17 protein-coding genes are annotated in these 17,383 nt (G+C 70.5%); 9 read left to right on the top strand and 8 right to left on the bottom strand.

The genetic code is table 11. The features are described 5' to 3' along the window. The first annotated feature begins 2 nt into the window (after positions 1 to 2). The 8 genes from scoE (at position 3) to IEY89_RS13745 (ending at position 10,649) form a co-directional block, all read left to right on the top strand. Entirely contained in the window at positions 3 to 890 is an 888-nt protein-coding gene (gene scoE / locus IEY89_RS13780) for a (3R)-3-[(carboxymethyl)amino]fatty acid oxygenase/decarboxylase (RefSeq protein ID WP_189147732.1), read from the top strand. Then, the gene (gene scoD, locus IEY89_RS13775) at positions 887 to 1,429 is read left to right on the top strand and encodes a (2E)-enoyl-ACP glycyltransferase (RefSeq protein ID WP_189147662.1); all 543 of its coding nucleotides are present in this window, start codon (positions 887 to 889) and stop codon (positions 1,427 to 1,429) included. The genes scoE and scoD overlap by 4 nt, the downstream gene beginning before the upstream one ends. A 79-nt stretch (positions 1,430 to 1,508) precedes the next feature. Continuing rightward, entirely contained in the window at positions 1,509 to 3,101 is a 1,593-nt protein-coding gene (gene scoC, locus IEY89_RS13770) for a fatty acid-ACP ligase ScoC (protein ID WP_189147661.1), read from the top strand. 63 nt (positions 3,102 to 3,164) lie between these two features. After that, positions 3,165 to 3,422, top strand: a complete 258-nt coding sequence (locus IEY89_RS13765; protein WP_189147660.1) for a phosphopantetheine-binding protein — start codon at positions 3,165 to 3,167, stop codon at positions 3,420 to 3,422. Continuing rightward, the gene (locus IEY89_RS13760) at positions 3,409 to 7,719 is read left to right on the top strand and encodes a non-ribosomal peptide synthetase (protein ID WP_189147659.1); all 4,311 of its coding nucleotides are present in this window, start codon (positions 3,409 to 3,411) and stop codon (positions 7,717 to 7,719) included. The genes IEY89_RS13765 and IEY89_RS13760 overlap by 14 nt, the downstream gene beginning before the upstream one ends. Positions 7,720 to 7,789: 70 nt before the next feature. Further along, positions 7,790 to 8,815, top strand: a complete 1,026-nt coding sequence (locus IEY89_RS13755; protein WP_189147658.1) for an ABC transporter substrate-binding protein — start codon at positions 7,790 to 7,792, stop codon at positions 8,813 to 8,815. Positions 8,816 to 8,880: 65 nt separating this feature from the next. Then, the gene (locus IEY89_RS13750) at positions 8,881 to 9,849 is read left to right on the top strand and encodes a FecCD family ABC transporter permease (RefSeq protein WP_189147731.1); all 969 of its coding nucleotides are present in this window, start codon (positions 8,881 to 8,883) and stop codon (positions 9,847 to 9,849) included. Beyond that, a complete protein-coding gene (locus IEY89_RS13745; RefSeq protein WP_189147657.1) occupies positions 9,846 to 10,649 on the top strand; it encodes an ABC transporter ATP-binding protein in 804 nt (267 codons plus the stop codon). The genes IEY89_RS13750 and IEY89_RS13745 overlap by 4 nt, the downstream gene beginning before the upstream one ends. Here IEY89_RS13745 and IEY89_RS13740 read toward each other — a convergent pair. The 8 genes from IEY89_RS13740 to IEY89_RS13705 form a co-directional block, all read right to left on the bottom strand. After that, complete coding sequence (locus IEY89_RS13740; RefSeq protein ID WP_189147656.1) at positions 10,591 to 11,235, bottom strand: DJ-1/PfpI family protein; 645 nt, start codon at positions 11,233 to 11,235, stop codon at positions 10,591 to 10,593. The genes IEY89_RS13745 and IEY89_RS13740 overlap by 59 nt on opposite strands. A gap of 117 nt (positions 11,236 to 11,352) precedes the next feature. Continuing rightward, the gene (locus IEY89_RS13735) at positions 11,353 to 12,015 is read right to left on the bottom strand and encodes a sigma-70 family RNA polymerase sigma factor (RefSeq protein WP_189147655.1); all 663 of its coding nucleotides are present in this window, start codon (positions 12,013 to 12,015) and stop codon (positions 11,353 to 11,355) included. 139 nt (positions 12,016 to 12,154) lie between these two features. Further along, positions 12,155 to 12,859, bottom strand: coding sequence for a hypothetical protein (locus tag IEY89_RS13730; RefSeq protein ID WP_189147654.1), 705 nt, complete (start codon positions 12,857 to 12,859; stop codon positions 12,155 to 12,157). A 164-nt stretch (positions 12,860 to 13,023) separates the two neighbouring features. Beyond that, positions 13,024 to 13,584: a copper chaperone PCu(A)C gene (locus IEY89_RS13725; RefSeq protein WP_189147653.1), complete on the bottom strand. Its 561-nt coding sequence runs from the start codon at positions 13,582 to 13,584 to the stop codon at positions 13,024 to 13,026. Between the two features lie 296 nt (positions 13,585 to 13,880). After that, the gene (locus IEY89_RS13720) at positions 13,881 to 14,297 is read right to left on the bottom strand and encodes a nuclear transport factor 2 family protein (RefSeq protein WP_229695207.1); all 417 of its coding nucleotides are present in this window, start codon (positions 14,295 to 14,297) and stop codon (positions 13,881 to 13,883) included. A gap of 2 nt (positions 14,298 to 14,299) precedes the next feature. Further along, the gene (locus tag IEY89_RS13715) at positions 14,300 to 15,106 is read right to left on the bottom strand and encodes an MBL fold metallo-hydrolase (protein WP_189147651.1); all 807 of its coding nucleotides are present in this window, start codon (positions 15,104 to 15,106) and stop codon (positions 14,300 to 14,302) included. Between the two features lie 81 nt (positions 15,107 to 15,187). Next, a complete protein-coding gene (locus tag IEY89_RS13710) occupies positions 15,188 to 15,805 on the bottom strand; it encodes a DsbA family protein (protein ID WP_189147730.1) in 618 nt (205 codons plus the stop codon). 144 nt (positions 15,806 to 15,949) lie between these two features. Beyond that, entirely contained in the window at positions 15,950 to 16,480 is a 531-nt protein-coding gene (locus IEY89_RS13705) for a MarR family winged helix-turn-helix transcriptional regulator (protein ID WP_373287238.1), read from the bottom strand. A 118-nt stretch (positions 16,481 to 16,598) separates the two neighbouring features. Between IEY89_RS13705 and IEY89_RS13700 the strand changes: the two genes are divergently transcribed. After that, complete coding sequence (locus IEY89_RS13700; protein WP_189147650.1) at positions 16,599 to 17,357, top strand: DUF4142 domain-containing protein; 759 nt, start codon at positions 16,599 to 16,601, stop codon at positions 17,355 to 17,357. Positions 17,358 to 17,383: the final 26 nt, after the last annotated feature.

Raw genomic sequence — 17,383 nt, 5'->3', positions numbered from 1 at the left:
CCATGAAGATCAAGGCCCAGGCCGGCACGGAAATCGGCGCCACCGTCGAGGGATTCGACCCTGCCACCGCCTCACCGGCGGACCTCGGCATCCTCAAGGAAACGGTCTACTCGAAGAAGATCGCGATCCTCAAGAACCAGGACCTGACACCGCGGCAGTTCCTGGAACTCGGCAAGCTGCTGGGCCGTCCGGAGACCTACTACGAACCCATGTACAAGCACCCCGAGGTCGAGGAGATATTCGTCTCCTCCAATGTCCCGAAGGACGGGAAGCAGATAGGCGTGCCGAAGACCGGCAAATTCTGGCACGCCGACTACCAGTTCATGCCGGACCCGTTCGGACTCACCCTCATCTACCCGCAGGTGATACCCGAGAAGAACCGGGGCACCTACTTCATCGACATGGGCAAGGCGTACGAGAGGCTCCCCGAGGGTCTCAGGAAGGAACTCGCGGGAACCTTCTGCCGGCACTCGGTGCGCAAGTACTTCAAGATCCGTCCGCATGACGTGTACCGGCCGATCTCCGAGATCATCGACGAGGTCGAGGAGAAGACCCCGGCCGTCGTCAAACCGACCGCCTTCACCCACCCCATGACCGGTGAAACGGTTCTCTACATCAGCGAGGGCTTCACCGTCGGCATCGAGGACGAGGACGGCAAACCGCTGGAGTCGGACCTGCTCCACCAGCTCTTCGAGGCCACCGGCCAGCTCGACGACACCTTCACCCACAGCAACATCCACCTGCAGAGCTTCCAGAAGGGCGACCTGCTGGTCTGGGACAACCGCAGCCTCGTCCACCGGGCCCGGCACACCACCACCCCCGAGCCGACCGTCTCCTTCCGGCTGACCGTCCACGACGAGCGCAAGCTCTACGACGAGGCAGCGGCATGAGCGCGGAGGCCGCCGTACACCTGGATTCCCCGCCCCGGGAGTTCGAGAGCGACGACGAACTCCTGGTACAGGTACTGAGGCCGTACAAGGCGAACTGCACGTACCTGAAATCCGCCGCGGTCAGTTCACGGTCCGGCTGTGTGACGGCGCAGTGCGAATTCTCCATCCCGGAATCCTGCTATATCGACGACACCGGGCATCTCAACGCGGTCGAGGTCAACATCAGCTACAACCAGATGATGTACTACGCCCTCGCCAAGTCGGTAAAAGAGGGTCTGCTGAAGGACTTCACGTCATGGACTCTCGACGACTACTGGCGGCATCAGCTCCCGGACATCCTCATCGCCCGGTTCGGCGGTAACTTCCGGCGCCCCATAAACGCTCGTTCCTTCTCCGGGGAGATCGAGTTCCTTTCGGTGGAACGGCGGTCACCCGGCGGAAATCCGTTGATCGTCGCGGACACCTCCTACCGGTACTGGGACAGCGCGGGCGGCCGATGCGACGGCGACGTGAAGCTCGCCATCGTGAACGGACCGTAGGCAGGAACCGATCCCCTGGCGCGCCGCCGCCACCCGGCGGCGCGCTGTCGGACGACGACCGAGAGCGGAGATCCCCAGCATGGCCGAATTGACGGCGCCGCAGAAAACCGGCGTCAGACTGCACCACCCAGAGCTGAAGACCCTTGTCGACACAGCCCGCTTCCACGCCGCCCACCGACCGTCGGCCACCGCCGTTCTCTGCGAGGGCCGCAGCCTCACCTACCTGGAGCTGCACCAGGAGAGCAACCGCATCGCCCACTCCATCCGCGCCTCGGGAGCGGCGCCGGGCGCCCGGATCGCGTATCTGGGCAAGGAGTCGGAGCACTACTACGAGATCCTCTTCGGGTGCGCCAAGAGCGGGACCGTCCTGGTGCCCATCAACTGGCGGCTGACCGCCCCCGAGGTCAGCCACATCCTCCGGGACTCCGGCAGCGAACTGCTCTTCCTGGAGGAGGACTTCGCGCCGGTCCTGGAACGGCTGCCGGCCGCGCCCCCGAAGACGGTCGTCCGGCTCGGCTCCGCCGACGGCTTCCCGGCCTGGAAGGCCGCCCACCCCACCACCGACCTCGCACCGCCCGTCCACCCCGACACCCCGGTCGCCCAGCTCTACACCAGCGGCACCACCGGCCTGCCCAAGGGTGTCGTCCTGGCCCATCGCAGCTTCTTCGCCGTCCGTGACGCCCTCGCGAGCGAAGGGCTGGACTGGATCGACTGGCGCACCGGCGACACGGCCCTGATCGGCATCCCCGGATTCCATGTCGGCGGTCTGTGGTGGGCCGCCCAGAACCTCAACGCCGGCGTGACCGTCGTGGCGATGCGCGCCTTCGCGGCCCGCGACGCGATCGACCTCATCCGCGACCTGGGCATCACCACCGCCTGTGTCGTCCCCGCGATGCTGCGCATGATGCTGGGCGAACCCGGAGCCGTACCGGACGACTTCACAACGCTCCGCAAGATCGTGTACGGCGGGTCACCGATCTCGGAGGCACTGCTCGAAGAGAGCCTGGCCATGTTCGGGGCCGAGTTCGCGCAGATCTACGGACTCACCGAGACCGGCAACACGGCCGTGTGCCTGCCGCCTGCCGACCACGTCCCCGGCCACCCCCGGATGCAGGCCGCGGGACACCCGTACCCCGGTGTCCGCAGCAAGGTGATCGACGACGACGGCCGCGAACTGCCGCCCGGCGCGATCGGCGAGGTCTGCCTGGCCACCCCGGCCCACATGGTCGAGTACTGGGGCCTGCCGGAGAAGACCGCCGAGACCCTGGTCGGCGGGTGGATCCACACCGGGGACGCCGGATACGTCGACGAGGACGGCTACGTCTTCATCCGCGACCGCATCAAGGACACGATCCTCGTCGCCGGCGAGAACGTGTATCCCGCCGAGATCGAGAACGCGCTGGAGCACCACCCCGGCGTGGCCGAGGCGGTGATCGTGGGAGCCCCCGACGAGCAGTGGGGAGAGACCGTCCACGCGTTCGTCGTGGCGGTTCCCGGCCAGCAGCCCGCCCCCCGGGACCTGCACCGTTTCCTCATCGACCGGCTCGCCGCCTTCAAGCTGCCGGCCCGGTACGAGTTCATCGACCATGTCCCGCGCAACCCGAGCGGGAAGATCCTCCGCCGGGAGCTGCGCGACCGCTTCTGGAGCGACTCCGAACGCAAGGTCAACTGACCGGCCCACAGCCACAGCCACAACCCACCAGCTACCAGCTACCAGCTACAAAGAGAGAGCGACATGCCTGAGCCCCTGACGCTGGCGGGCTTCCGTGCGGACCTGGCGGAGTTCCTGCACCAGCGGCCCGACGAAGTCGACCTGGACGAAAACCCCCTCTACGCCGGCCTGGACTCGCTGCGCATCACCACTCTGGCCGCCCGGTGGCGGGACGCCGGCGCGGACGTGAGCTTCCTGGAACTCGCCGAGCGCACCTCGTTCGCCCAGTGGTGGCAGCTGTTGTCCGAACGCCAGGCGGGAGCGGCCCATGCCGACGCCTGACGCGCACGGTGAGCGGCACCCCCTGCTGGCCGCCCAGGAAGGCATCTGGACCGGCCAGCAGCTCGATCTGGACAGCCCCGCCTACAACACGGCCGAGTACGTGTCGATCCACGGCCCGGTGGACCCGGCGGCCTTCGCCGAGGCGCTCCGGCACACGGTGGGCGAAGTCGAGGCCCTGAACGTCCGCTTCGTCGTGGACGGCCGGGGGCGGCCCTGGCAGCTGAGCGTCGACAGCGCCGACCGGCGGCCGTACATCGCCGACCTCACCACCGACCCGGACCCCCACCGTGCCGCCCTCGGCTGGATGGCACAGGACATGGCCCGCCCGGTCGATCTCGCGCGTGACCCCGTCTTCGGCCACGCTCTGCTGCGCACGGGTCCCGACCGGTTCCTCTGGTATCACCGCGTCCACCACATCGCCCTCGACGGCTTCGGCCTCTCCCTGGTCGCCCAGCGCGTGGCGCAGGTCTACACCGCCCTGGTGGAGGGCGCTCCCCTGGGCGACAGCGGCTTCGGAACCCTGGAGTCGGTGCGGCAGGAGGAGCGGGCCTACCGGGCGTCGAAACGCTTCGCGGTGGACCGTACGTACTGGACACAGCGCTTCGCGGACCGTCCGGCGGTGGCGGGGCTCACCGAGGAACAGGCGCTCCCGGCGCGGGACTTCCTGCGTCGCACGGCGGACCTCGATCCGGGTGATGTGGAGGCGTTGCACTCCGTCGCCCGTGACCTCTCGGTGTCCTGGTCCGATGTCGTGCTGGCCGCGACCGCGGCGTACATCCAGCGGACCACGGGAGCGCCCGAGATCGTCCTCAGCCTGCCCGCCATGGGCCGCCTCGGCTCCGTTTCGCTGCGGGTTCCGAGCATGGTGCGGAACATCCTGCCGCTGCGCATCGCCGTCGACGAGCGGGACAGCCTGCGGGACCTGGCGGTGCGGGTGTCCGGCGAGATGCGGGCGGGGCTGCCGCACCAGCGGTACCGCTACGAGCAGTTGCGGCGTGATCTCAAGCTGGTCGGCGGAAAGCGACGGCTGTCCGGCCCCGGGGTCAACATCATGCCGTTCGAGTACGACCTGCGCTTCGCCGGCCATCGCAGCACCGTCCACAACGTGTCCGCGGGACCCGTCGACGACCTGGCGGTCAATGTGTACGACCGCGCGGAGGGCTCGAGCCTGAGGATCGCTGTCGACGCCAACCCGGATCTCTACGACGAGGCCGAACTGGCCGCGCACCAGCAGGGGTTGCTGGAGCTGTTGCGTGGGGCGGTCGCCGCTCCGGCTCAGGTGGTCGGCGGACATCGGCCCGTCACCGTACTCGACGGCGGGCCGCTCCCCCGGCCGGCCCGTCCGGTGCTGGACCTGATCGCCGACCACGCCGCCCGGCGCGGCGGGGCCACCGCCGTCGAGCACGACGGCCGGAGCGTCACCTACGCGGAGCTGTCCGGCTCCGCACGGCAGCTCGCCCGGCGGCTCGCGGCCCGGAACGTCGGACCGGGCGCGCTCGTCGCCGTCGTCCTGCCACGCGGCATCGACGCCGTGACCGCGATCCTCGGCGTCCTGCTCTCCGGCGCCGCGTACTGCCCGCTCGACCCCGGCGCCCCGGATTCCCGTACGTCGGCGCTCCTGGAGGACGCGGAACCGGTCCTCGTTCTGACGACCGGCGCATACGCCGCCCGGTTCCGGGACCGTCCCGTGCTGCTGCTCGACGCTGCGGACACCGACGCCCAGGAACCTGCCCCGGCCGCAGGCGCCCCGGACGATCCGGCGTACGTCATCCACACCTCGGGATCCACCGGCCGGCCCAAGGGCGTGGAGATCGGCCACGGCGCGCTGGCCACGTTCGTCGCCGGGGCCACGCACCGCTACGGTCTGCGCCGCGAGGACCGTGTCCTGCAGTTCGCGCCCCTGCACTTCGACGCCAGCGTGGAGGAAATCTTCCTCACCCTGTGCGCCGGAGCGACACTCGTCGTCCGCACCGACGACATGACCGAGTCCGTCCCCCGGCTCCTGGAGGCGTGCGACCGCCTGCGGATCAGTGTGCTCGACCTTCCCACGGCCTACTGGCACGAACTGGCCTACGCCGTCTCGACCGGTGCCGCGGTCCTTCCCGGCGCGGTGCGGACCGTCGTCATCGGGGGCGAGGCGGCGCTGCCCGAACGCGTCGGCCGCTGGCGGGAGTCGGTCGGCCCGTCCGTGCGGCTGTTCAACACCTACGGGCCGACCGAGGCGACCGTGGTCGCCACCGTCGCCGCGCTCCACGACCCCGCTCTGTCCCCCGGCGACGTGCCGATCGGGGTCCCGCTGCCGGGTATGCGGGCCGTCGTCCTCGGCGGTGAGCTGTACCTCGTCGGTGCCGCGCTGGCCCTCGGTTACCGGGGCGGCCCGCACCGGGACGACGCCCGGTTCGCCCCGGTCCCCCAGCTGCCCGGCAGCCCGCGCGGTTACCGCACCGGCGATCTGGTACGGCTCGGCGACGACGGACAGCTGCGGTTCGTCGGACGGGCCGACGACGAGTTCAAGATCAGTGGCCATCGGGTGCAGCCGGCCGAGGTCGAGACCGTCCTGCTCACGCACCCACGCATCCGCGAGGCCGCCGTCGTGGGCCGGTTGCTGGCGGACGGCACCCGGAGGCTGGCGGCGCACGTCGTCGCCGTGGACCCCGCGCCGACGGCCGCGGAGGTCCGGGAGCATCTGCGGGCGACACTGCCGGCGGCGATGGTCCCCTCCGCCGTGGAGTTCACGGACCGGTTGCCCCGCACCGGCTCGGGAAAGATCGACAGGAACGCGCTCAGCACGGCCACCGGAGCCGTGGACAGCGTCAGGAGCGGGGCCAACACGGCTCCGCCGAGCGGCAGTTCGCTGGAACAGACCATCACGGGCATGTGGGAGCAGATTCTGGGGGCCGAGAACATCTCGCCCCACGACGACTTCTTCGACCTCGGAGCCCAGTCGCTCCAGGCCATCCAGGTCGCCAACCGGCTCGGCGTGGAGCTGGCACGGGACGTACGCGTGGCCTGGCTCTTCCAGCATCCGACGGCCGCCGAACTCGCCCGTCATCTGGAAGGCCGCCGGGGAGACCACCGGGACGCGCCGGCGTCGGCCCCCGGCCTTCCGAAGACCGTCCTCGCCGACGCCGTGCTCGACCAGGACATCGCACTCGCGGCCCCGGTCGGTGCGCGGAGCGTGCCGCGCAGGATCCTGCTCACCGGCGCCACCGGGTTCGTCGGCTCCCATCTGCTGGCCGAACTCCTGACCGCCACCGACGCCGAGATCATCTGCCCGGTCCGCGCGGCGGGCCCTGCCGAAGCCGCCGACCGCATCCGCCGGGCCCTCACCGGCCGGCAACTCCCGTTCCCCGCCGACCCGCAGCGCGTCACCGCCGTCCCCGCCGATCTCGCCCGGCCTCGACTCGGTCTCGGGCAGGCCCTGTTCACGGAGCTGGCCGCGACCTGCGACGCGATCTTCCACAACGCCGCGACGGTCAGCATCATGCGGGACTACAGCAGCCTGCGCGGCGCCAACACCGAGTCGACCCGCCAACTGCTGCGCCTGGCATCGGCGCGTTCGGTCCCGCTCCACCTCGTCTCGACCCTGTCCGTGGCCCCACCCCGCAGCGCCGTCCCCGAAGTACCCGAAGCGTTCCTCCCGCCGCACCCAGGGCTCGTCTACGGCTACCAGCAGTCCAAGTGGGCCTCCGAACGACTGCTGGAGCAGGCCGCCGAGCGCGGGTTCCCGGTCACCGTGCACCGGCTGGGCCGGGTCGTCGGAGCGCCGGACACCGGCTATGTGAACGAGCGGGACTTCCTGTGGAGCGTGCTCCGGTCGGGCATTCCCGCCGGCATCCTGCCCGATCTGTTCGAGGCGGAGGTCTGGACGCCTGTGGACTATGTCGCCCGGGCGGTCGTGCGGCTGTCCCTGACGGATCCCCCGCCCGGCACGGTCTACAACCACGCCCCCGTGCCCCAGATCCGGCTGGCCGACCTCTACGACTGGGTGCAGGAGTACGGATACCCGGCAAAGCGGCTCTCCCTGGCCCAGTGGCGTACGGAACTGCCCCGTTCGGCCGATGTGGCCGCGACGACCGGCGCGTTCTTCGACTCCTGGGCCGACAGCGGTGACGCCGTAAGCGGCGACGCCGATCCCGACCTCGGGCTGGGACACGTCCGGGCCGACAACGTCCTGCGCGGTCTCGAAGGCAGCGGCATCTCGTGTCCCCGGGCCGACCGCGCCCTGGTGTTCCGCTACCTCGACCACTGCGTCAGGACGGGAGCGCTGCCGGCCCCGGTCACCAGAGAGAGCTGACTCCCGGGAACCCGGGCGGACTTCGCCCCGACTACTTGAGCGGAGTCCGCCCTACCCCCTAGGAGCCTGCATGCTGACGACACGGCCCGTTGCCGCGGTCCTGGCCGGAGCACTCTGCCTGGTCACCGCGGCCTGCGGAACCTCGCCCTCCCCCATGGCGGAAGCGGCCGGAGCGAACGCTCCCGGTTACCCGGTGAGCATCGAGAACTGCGGGCAGACCACCACGTACAGCAAGGCGCCCAGCAGGGTCGTCGTCATGAACGGTGCCTCGGTCGCCGAGGTCTCCTCGCTGCTGGCGCTCGGCCTCGGCGACCGTATCGTCGCCAACGGGCAGTCGTACGGGATGTCCGAGGTCCCCGGCCGTGCCAAGGCCATCAAGGCGCTGCCCACCGGGGACATCCAGCTCAACGACGCCTACGACATCCCGCGCGAGGCGATGCTGGGCCTGAGCCCCGACCTCGTCCTGTCCACCACCTCCTACGGCTTCGACGCGAAGAACGGTTTCGCGACCCGCGACGACCTCAAGGCGGTCAGCGCCAACAGCTACATCTCCCCTCAGGGCTGTGACCAGGACACCTCCCGCATGACCGTCGCCGACAGCTACCAGCTGCTGCGCGACCTGGGAAGGATCTTCCACGTCAGCGACCGCGCCGAGAAGCTGATCGCGGCCTCGCAGAAGAAGACCAGCGGCGTATCGGCCGCGGTCAAGGGCGAGAAGGCGCCCAACGTCATGGTGGTGTTCTCCAACATGTCGATGGGCGGCAACGACTTCAGCTCCGTCGCGGCCAACGGCATCTGGAACGACGTCCTGGCCAAGGCCGGCGGCGCCAACGCCTTCTCGGCCGCCTCCACGACCTCCTTCGCCGACCTCAGCAAGGAGAAGGTCGCCGCCGAGCCCGTCGACGCCCTCGTGGTCATCAGCTACAACGACCCCAACCCCGCGGCGTACGCCCGCAAACTGCTCAAGGAGTTCCCCCAGTGGCCGGCCGCGAAGAACAAGCGTTACACCGTTCTGTCCGACTCGATCTACCTCGGCCCCAGCAACGACCTGGCCGTGGACAGGATCGCCAGGATGCTGCACCCGGACGCGTTCTGAGGCGTCCGAAGCGGCTGAACCCCTCGCTGGTGCTGGTGGCACTGGTGATCGTGCTCGCCGCCGTCATGATGGTGGCGATCAGCATCGGTGCGGTCACCATCCCCCTGGGCGATGTGTGGCGGATCGTTCTCCACCATCTGCGGGGCGGCGGCGCGACCGGTGATCCCGCACTGGACCAGATCGTCTGGAGCTTCCGCACTCCGCGTGTCGTCATGGCCGCCGTGGTCGGCGCGGGCCTGGCGGTCTCCGGCGCGGTTCTGCAGTCCGTGGTGGCCAATCCCCTCGCCGACCCCGTCGTCCTGGGTTTCTCCTACGGAGCCTCGCTCGGCGCCGTCATCGTCATCACCCTGGCCACCGGTGCGTCGCTCGGCGGGCTCGGGGTGTCGTCCGCGGCGTTCCTCGGTGCCCTCGCGGCGGGCGCCCTGGTGTTCGTCCTCGGACAGCGCAAAGGACGCCTGGCCCCGACCCGGCTGGTGCTGTCCGGCGTCGCCATCGGCTACGTGTTCCTCTCCGCTACCAGCTTTCTGCAGCTCCAGGCGACCCCCACCGAACTGCGCACCGTCATGTTCTGGATGCTCGGCAGCGTCTCGGGCGCGAAGTGGGACCAACTGCCCCTCGTCAGCACCGTCGTTCTCACCACCACCGTGCTCCTCTCGCTCTTCGGCAGACGGCTCAACGCCCTGCTGGCCGGTGACGAGTCCGCCACCGCCCTCGGCGTCGACGTCCACCGGCTGCGGGCCCTGATGCTCGTGCTGTCCTCGCTCCTCACCGGCGCGGTCACCGCCGTCGCGGGCGGCATCGGCTTCGTCGGCCTGATGATTCCCCACCTGGTCCGCCTCACCACCGGCGCCGACCACCGTCGGCTGATACCTCAGTCCGCTCTGGTCGGCGCCATCTACCTGGTCGTCGTCGACCTGCTCTCCCGGACCGTCAACCGCCCCAACGAGCTGCCCCTCGGCATCCTCACCGCCCTGTTCGGCGCGCCCTTCTTCCTCTGGCTGCTCCGCCGCAACAAGAGCCTGGACAGCGTATGAAACTCACCGTGGAACAGCTCCACATCACCCTCGACCGGCGCCCGATCCTCCAGGACGTGGCTCTGGAGGCCCAGCCGGGGGACATCGTCGGCCTCGTCGGACCCAACGGCAGCGGCAAGTCCACGCTGCTGCGGACCATCTACCGCTCGCTGCGCCCGGAGCGGGGTGTGGTGCGCGTCGACGGCGACGACGTGTGGGCCCTGTCCGCCCGCAACGCCGCCCGTCGTACCGCCGCCGTTCTCCAGGAGTCGGGCGGCAGTCCGACCGGCCTGTGCGTCACCGAGATCGTCGCGCTCGGCCGTACGCCGCACCACGGTCTCCTCGGCCGCGACGGCGCCGACGACCACGAAGCCGTCGAGGAGGCCCTCGACCAGTGCGGTGCCCGCCCGCTGGCCGAGCGTGACTTCACCTCGCTGTCCGGCGGCGAACGTCAGCGCGTACTGCTCGCCCGCGCCCTCGCCCAGCGCCCCAGGCTCCTCGTCCTCGACGAGCTCACCAACCACCTCGACATCCGCGCCCGCTTCGAACTGCTCGACCTGATCCGCTCCACCGGCATCACCACCCTCGCGGTCCTCCACGACCTCGATCTGGCGGCCCGCCTGTGCGACCACCTCGTCGCGCTCCACCATGGCGAGGTGGTCGCGGCGGGCCCCGTCCTGGACGTCCTGACTCCCGACCTGCTGCGTGACGTCTTCGGCGTGACCGCCACGGCCGACCGCCATCCCGACGGTGTCGTGCGCGTCACCTACGGCGCCAAGCCCCTTGCCCTGGACCTGCTGCCGGAGGAAATGACCAGCTGACCGGCCGGTCGTACTGGATGCCCTTACGGACCTGGGCCGCCGCCTCCGGGCTGTCGAGACGCCCCACCAGATGGAGGGCCATGTCGATACCGGCGGACACACCGGCGCTGGTGACGATGTCCCCGTCGTCGACGTACCGATCGTCCGCGCGCACGTCGACCGTGCCGTCGATCTTCGCGAGCCTCTCCACGTGGTTCCCGTGCGTGGTGGCCGGCCGCCCCTCGAGAAGGCCCGTTGCCGCCAGGACCAGGGAACCGGTGCACACGCTCGCCAACACGGTCCCCCGGCGGTGCAGTTCCCGCACCCGGTCCAGGTGCGCCCTGTCCTTGGCCAGGGGACGCGTCCCGTCCCCGCCGGGGTGCACCAGCAGATCGAGAGCGGGCGCCGTGGCGAGACTCCGGTCGACGACGAGACGGAGCCCCTTGGAACAGCGCACCACTCCTTCCTCCCGGCCGACCGCAAGCAGGCGGACGGGAAACTCCGCCACGTGCCCGGCCCGGAACCCCAGGACCTCCCACGGGCCCACGACATCGAGCTCCTCGGCGTCCTCGAACACGTAGACGCCGATGGTCAGCGAAGAAGTCATACTGCCGGGATCACCAACTCTCTCTGCTGCGGCATCGGTTCGCGGCCGGGCGGCGGGGCGGTAGAGCAGGCGATGGGCCGGTATGGCGGCCGTACGGCCGTCACCCGGTCCCTCGGCTCAGGCGACCATGGCAGCCGTCCTCGTCGTCGAGGGCCCTCGGCCTGCGTCCCCTGCCGCTCCCTGGTCCGGGCGGGGCTCCTCGGCCTCGGCAAGCTGCCCCATGAGCGTCGCCCGGGCGCGGGCCACCCGGGAGCGGACCGTCCCGACGGGGCAGTCGCTCACCACGGCCGCCTCCGCGTACGGCAGACCGACCAGTTGGGTGAGGGTGAATGCCTCACGGCGTTCTTCGGGCAGTGCGGCCAGCAGATCGAGGAGGGCGATGCCCTCGTCGAAGCCGGGCAGGTCGCGCGGCTGGGCGTGCTCGACCGCCAGCTGCCAGTCCTGTACGTCGGACAGGCGCGGGCGGGCGGCGGCGTACCGGAAGCTGTCGATCACCGCGCGACGCGCGATGGACAGCAGCCACGTACGGGCCGAGCACCTGCCCTCGAACCGGTGGAGGCTGCCGAGCGCCCGCAGGAACGTGTCCTGGGCCAGGTCGTCTGCCGCCTGGGGGTCGGCGGAGAGGTGGGCGACATAGCGCACGACATCACGGTGCAGGGCTCCCACGAAGCGTTCGACGGCCTCCGGGTCACCGGCTCGGGCGGCCAGCGCCCAGGCGGTTATCGACTCGTCGGGCGACGTCGTCTTCTCACGAGAGGCGGGCAGGGCGGGAAGGGTCACCTGGTGTCCTTCTCAGGTCGTCCCGGCTCCGGGCGCGCCCAAGAGCGGGCCGGTCCGGGGAAGTGGGGCTGCTCGGCCGTACAGGGCGTACGGCCGAGGCCCGAGGCGCACACGGGCTGCCTCGGGACACCGGCTGTCGTCAGACGACAGCGGTCCCCACGGGCGGCCCCCGAGAAGTGATCGCGTGGACGAGCAGGCGACCCCGCGGCACTCGGTCCGAGCGGAGGCGTACGCGGATGCGTGGACGGTGCGGTGGCGTGGGCAGGGCGAGCAGCAGCCGCAGCGGCGCGGTCAGCCTGCCGCCCACGGCCCGGAGAACGCGGAACGCGGCGCGCTCCCCGTGTCCTAGCCACAGGCCGCACAGCAGGGCGGCCAGCAGGTGCGCGGAGAGCATGCCGAACGACGACGTGTCACCGATGGCGTGCCCGAAGTGATCCATGTGCGCCATGTCCATGGAGTCCATGTGCGCCACGTCCATGTGCGCGGAGTTCATCGGCAGGGAGCCCATGTCGTGGCCCATCGAGCTCATGTCCATGGAGCTCATGTCCATCGAGGCCATGCCCCCAGGTGCCGAGACCGCCGGGTGCGTGCCGGACTGCGCCAGGGAGAAGGCCGAGTGAAGGGCCGTCTGCGCGACGACCACCACGGACACGATCAGCGGAACTCCCCGCTCGCGGCCGGTCAGGCACCAGCCCGCGGCGCCGGTCACCGCCGCGCCGGCGACCAGGGTCCACCAGGGCACCCGGCTGCCGGACATCATCACGTGCCCCAGCGCGGCGAGCAGCACGCAGACGGCCGCGAACACCGCGGCCCGAAGCGTGCGAGAGCACCACCCAGCAGTCATGACGGGCCTCATCCTTGCATTCGGGGTTCGGTCGTCATGACGGGGTACGGAAACTGCCCCCGCCCCGGGCTCAATCGGGGACGCATGATCCAGAACACGGCAACGGGCCGGAACCAAACGGAGGTTCGGGCCGACCAATAAAAGGGACTACCGAGGCCGCAGGCTCACAACGAGCCCTCGCCGGGGCGGACCACGATCGCCAGGACCTCGATCCGCCCACCGCGCTGGAAGTGCAGGGTGAACGGCACGAGATCCCCCGCGCGCCACCCCTCCTCGGCCCGCACCGTCACGTCCAGGCCGTGCGGCGACATGGTGAGGCTGTCGTTCGCCGGCACGACGGCCGATCCCACCGTTTCCCGGTACGCCACCGTGCCGTCCCTGGTCCGATGACGGGAGAGTGTGATGTCGCCCCCCAGGACGGACGAGGTGATGCCGACCAACCGGTCCTCTCCGTCTCCCGAGTTGGAGATCCGGAAGAACGCCGCGGTGTCCCGGGTGTCGCCGTACGGCAGGAACACGCGTCCGGCGGTCACCTCGATCCGCGCCGGGCTGCCCGCGTTGCCGGAGCCGACCCAGGTCGTCAGACCGCCCAGAGCGACACCGCACGCCGCCACGGGCGCGAGCCCGGCGAGCAGGGTGTCGGTGAGCCGGCGCCGCGTCGGCCGCCACAGGCGCTGATCGGTCGTCGGACAGGCGTCCGAGGAGGGTTGTGGGGACTCTTCCATCACCGGTCTCCTGGATCGCGTCGTACGACGCGAGTCGGTTCGAGCCGTACCGGTTCAGGAGTCGGGTGTGCGCGGGGCGGGGTTCCGGATCGGACGTGTGGCGCACGTCACTCGGAGCATCAGAGGGCCGCTCGTACGCGGCCCGTGCGCGGAGGCGACGCCCCTTGACGGTCCGGTTGTCCGGCTGTCCGGATTTCCGGCCATGGGCTGGAGGAGCCGGGACGTGGACGTGCCGGTCGGCGTCGAAGCGCTGACCGGCACGTCCACGTCCACGAGGTGTCGCGATGACGGCCGGGTCAGTGGGCCATGGCGTCGCGGACGAGGGCGGTGTCGACGAACTGTTCGAAGCGGACGATGAGTCCACCGCGTACGACGAAGTGGTGGGCGACCCGGACGTCGATCGCCTTGCCGGTGGCCTTGTTGGCCGCGGTGTAGCGGGCCAGCACGACGACGTTCTCCCCGTCCACGACATAGGTGTCGTCGTGAGCGGTCCAGCCCTCCCACTCCTTGCCCAGCTGCTCCATCACGTTCGACGTGACGCCCTCGGGAGTGCGGTAGGTGCCGGCCAGCGGGAAGCCCGCCATCTCGGTCCACTCCACATCCGGGGCGAGGGTGGCCCGCAGGGCGTCCAGGTCACCGGCGGCGGAGGCCAGGTACTGGCGGCGTACGACGTCGGCGGGCGCCGTCGAGGTCGCGAGGTCGGTGTCGGTCATGGTCAGCCCCACTTCATCTCGCCCTTGGCGACCTTCGCACCGATCTGCGCGGCGATCAGCATGCCGTTGTCCGGGTAACGCTTGACGAGCGCCTCCGTCAGCGTCGCACCATCGGCGGCGTTGGCGAGTTCCTCCTCGAAGGCGACCAGGTAGTCACGGGTGGCGGTGATCGCGGAGGCGTCGGCCGCCGTCCCCGGCAGCCGGTGACCCGGCACGACCAGCTCCGGCCGCAGCGCCGCCATCTCGTCGAGCAGGACGATCCAGGCCGCGCGGTCACCCGGGGTGGCGGTGTCCGCGACCCAGACGTGCTCCTGCTGGAAGAGCAGCACACCGCCCAGGAGGGCGCGGGACTCGGCCTGCCACAGGTAGTGGCGGTCGGGCAGCGCGGCCGGGCCGCCCTTCAGCTCGAAGCGGTGGCCCTCCAGGGTGAGGTCACCGGTCAGCGGCCGAAGGTCCACCAGGCGGGTGGGCAGGTTCGGGCCGAGCGCAGCCCATGCCTTGAGCTTGCCCTCGTAGGAGTCCCGGATGTGCTCGATCACCAGCGGTGTCGCCACGAACACCGCCTCGGGGAAGGCGTCGGCGATCACTTCGGCGCCGAAGTAGAAGTCGGGGTCGGCATGGCTGACGAAGACCGTGGTCAGCGTCTTGCCCGAGTCGAGGATCTCGGCGGCCAGGCGGTGACCGTCGGCGCGGGTGAACGCGGCGTCGACCAGCAGCGCCTCGTTCTCGCCGGTGACGAGGGTGGCGGTCTTGTTCCTGCTGCCGGCCGGGAAGTCCAGGTCCAGGACCTTGAAGGACAGGGCACTCATCGAAAGCTCCTTGCGGGAAAGGGGAGTCGAGCGGGGCAAATGAGGAGGGTGGAGACGGGACGGGGACGCGGACGGGGAGGCTCAGGGGGTGCGAAGGGCCGCGAGCCGTTGGTCCACCTCGTCGGCGGTGGCGTGCCCCCGGGCCAGGACGGTGACCCGGTCGCCGTCGACGGCCAGGAGGGTCGGGAAGCCGGTGACGCCCAGCGAGGCGGCCCGGTGGAAGTCGGCTCCGGCCGCGACCCGTACCCTCGGCCCTCCGAAGGCGGCCACCACCGCGTCGGCGTCCAGGCCGGCCTCCTCGGCGACCTTCCGGCAGGTCGCCGGGTCGGAGAGGCTCAGACCGTCGACGTAGAAGGCACGCTGCAGCGCGCCGGCGAGCTCCGCCGCACGGGCAGGGGCGGCCTGGCGCAGAGCGGCGACCCCGCGCGCGGCGACCTCCGAGTCCATCACGAACGAACCGTCGGCGATCAGCCCCTCGTACGCCTCACCGAACTCGGCACCGGTCAGCTCGGCGATCTGCGCGTTCGCCCCCTGGACGTGACCGAACTCCCGGACCGGCACCCGGCGCGACCCGGTGAACAGACCACCGGACACCACCTCGACCGGAACGTCCGGGTGACGGGCGACGACCTCGCTCAGCGTTCCGGAGAAGCCGTGCGACCAGCCGCAGTAGGCGTCGAAGACGTAGACGAGCTTCATGGGGGACCTCGGCAGTGGTGTGGCGTCCGCCGGATGCGGACGCTTCACCTGAGAGAACAGTAACTGACTAGTCAGATATTTCCTCGCACCTGTCGCGCACACGTGGCGCCCGACACACCCGCTCCCGCGCCCGCACCCGCGGCCTCAGGGCAGGCGGGGCAGCTCGTCCCGTGCGGATCGGCTGAGGATGCGCAGGTCCTCGGCGAACCGCTCCCAGTCCTCGGGCGGCAGTGGCGCCACAAAATAGCGGCGTATGTTCTCCACGTGCAGCCGGGACGCGCGCACGGTGGTCTCCTCCCCCAACCGGGTCAGACGCACCAGCCGGCCGCGCCGGTCGTCCGGGTCCTCGGCGCGCTCGACCAGCCCGGCCGCCGCCATCCGGTCCACCAGACGCGTCACACCGCCCGTGGTCAGCACCTGCTCCTGGGCGACGACCCGCATGGACAGCCCGGGTCCCCCCGCCCGTCCCAGGATGAGCAGCACCTCGAACATGAGGTGGCTGATGCCGCACTCCCGCTCCAGCGACCGGCCGAGGATGTACTCCAGCCGGTTCGCCGCACCCTGCAACCGCCCGAACGCCAGCACCAGCGCGTCGTTCGCGGCCTCCCGCGGCGACGAGATCTCCGCCCGCCCCGCCACGTCGCCTCCACCACTCTCGCCCTCTACAGCTGCCATCCACCGATCATGCCGTGCTCCAGATTTAGCAGAGTGCAAAATTTACCCTGAGCAATGATTGAAATCCTGCTCGCTCCCGTATCTCCTGGCGTACGAGCCGCTCACACCAGGAGGCACCATGCCCATCTCGGCCAGAAACGCGGGAAACGTGCTCGTGTTCGGCGCTCTGGGTCTGACCCTCGCCGCGCTGGCCTACCCCGCCATGCTCGGGGTGGAGAACACGACGAGTTCACCGGACCGCGTCATCGCCAACACCCGCTACGGACCGCTGACCGAGGCCGACCGGGACTTCGTGGTCAAGGTGCGCGCGGCGGGGCTGTGGGAGTACCCGTTGGGCGAGATGGCCATGGAGCGGGGCACCACCGTGGAGATGAGGGAGGCCGGCAAGCACCTGATCGTCGGTCACGCCGGACTCGACGTCATGTGCCGCAAGATCGCCCCCGAGCTCGGGGTCGTCCTGCCCAACGTGGCGTCGCCGCAACAGCAGCAGTTCGTGGCCACCGCGGACGCGGCCGGTGGCAAGGAGTTCGACTCCACGGCGGTCACCATCATGCGGGTGACCCACGGCCAGATCTTCCCGGTCATCGCCAAGATCCGTGCCACCACCAGGAACGTCATGGTCCGCGCCCTGGCCGACCTGGCCAACGACACCGTCCTCGACCACATCACCGTGCTGGAGAACACCGGTCTGGTCAACATCGACCAGGTCAACTTCCAGCAGAGCACGCCGCCGAAGCTGCCCAAGGACGAGACGACCCCGCCGCCGCCCCTTCAGGGCGCACCGATGGTCGCGCTCACCCCCCGCCCGGACCTGAACATCCGCACGGCCGCCCCGGCGCCCACGGGCCCTTCCGGTACCTCGACGTCAGCGGGCTGAGCGAGACCGGACCGGGATCGCGCGTA

Source organism: Streptomyces lacrimifluminis (assembly GCF_014646095.1).
Classification (GTDB): domain Bacteria; phylum Actinomycetota; class Actinomycetes; order Streptomycetales; family Streptomycetaceae; genus Streptomyces; species Streptomyces lacrimifluminis.
This window is presented reverse-complemented; position numbering and strand designations above follow the sequence as displayed.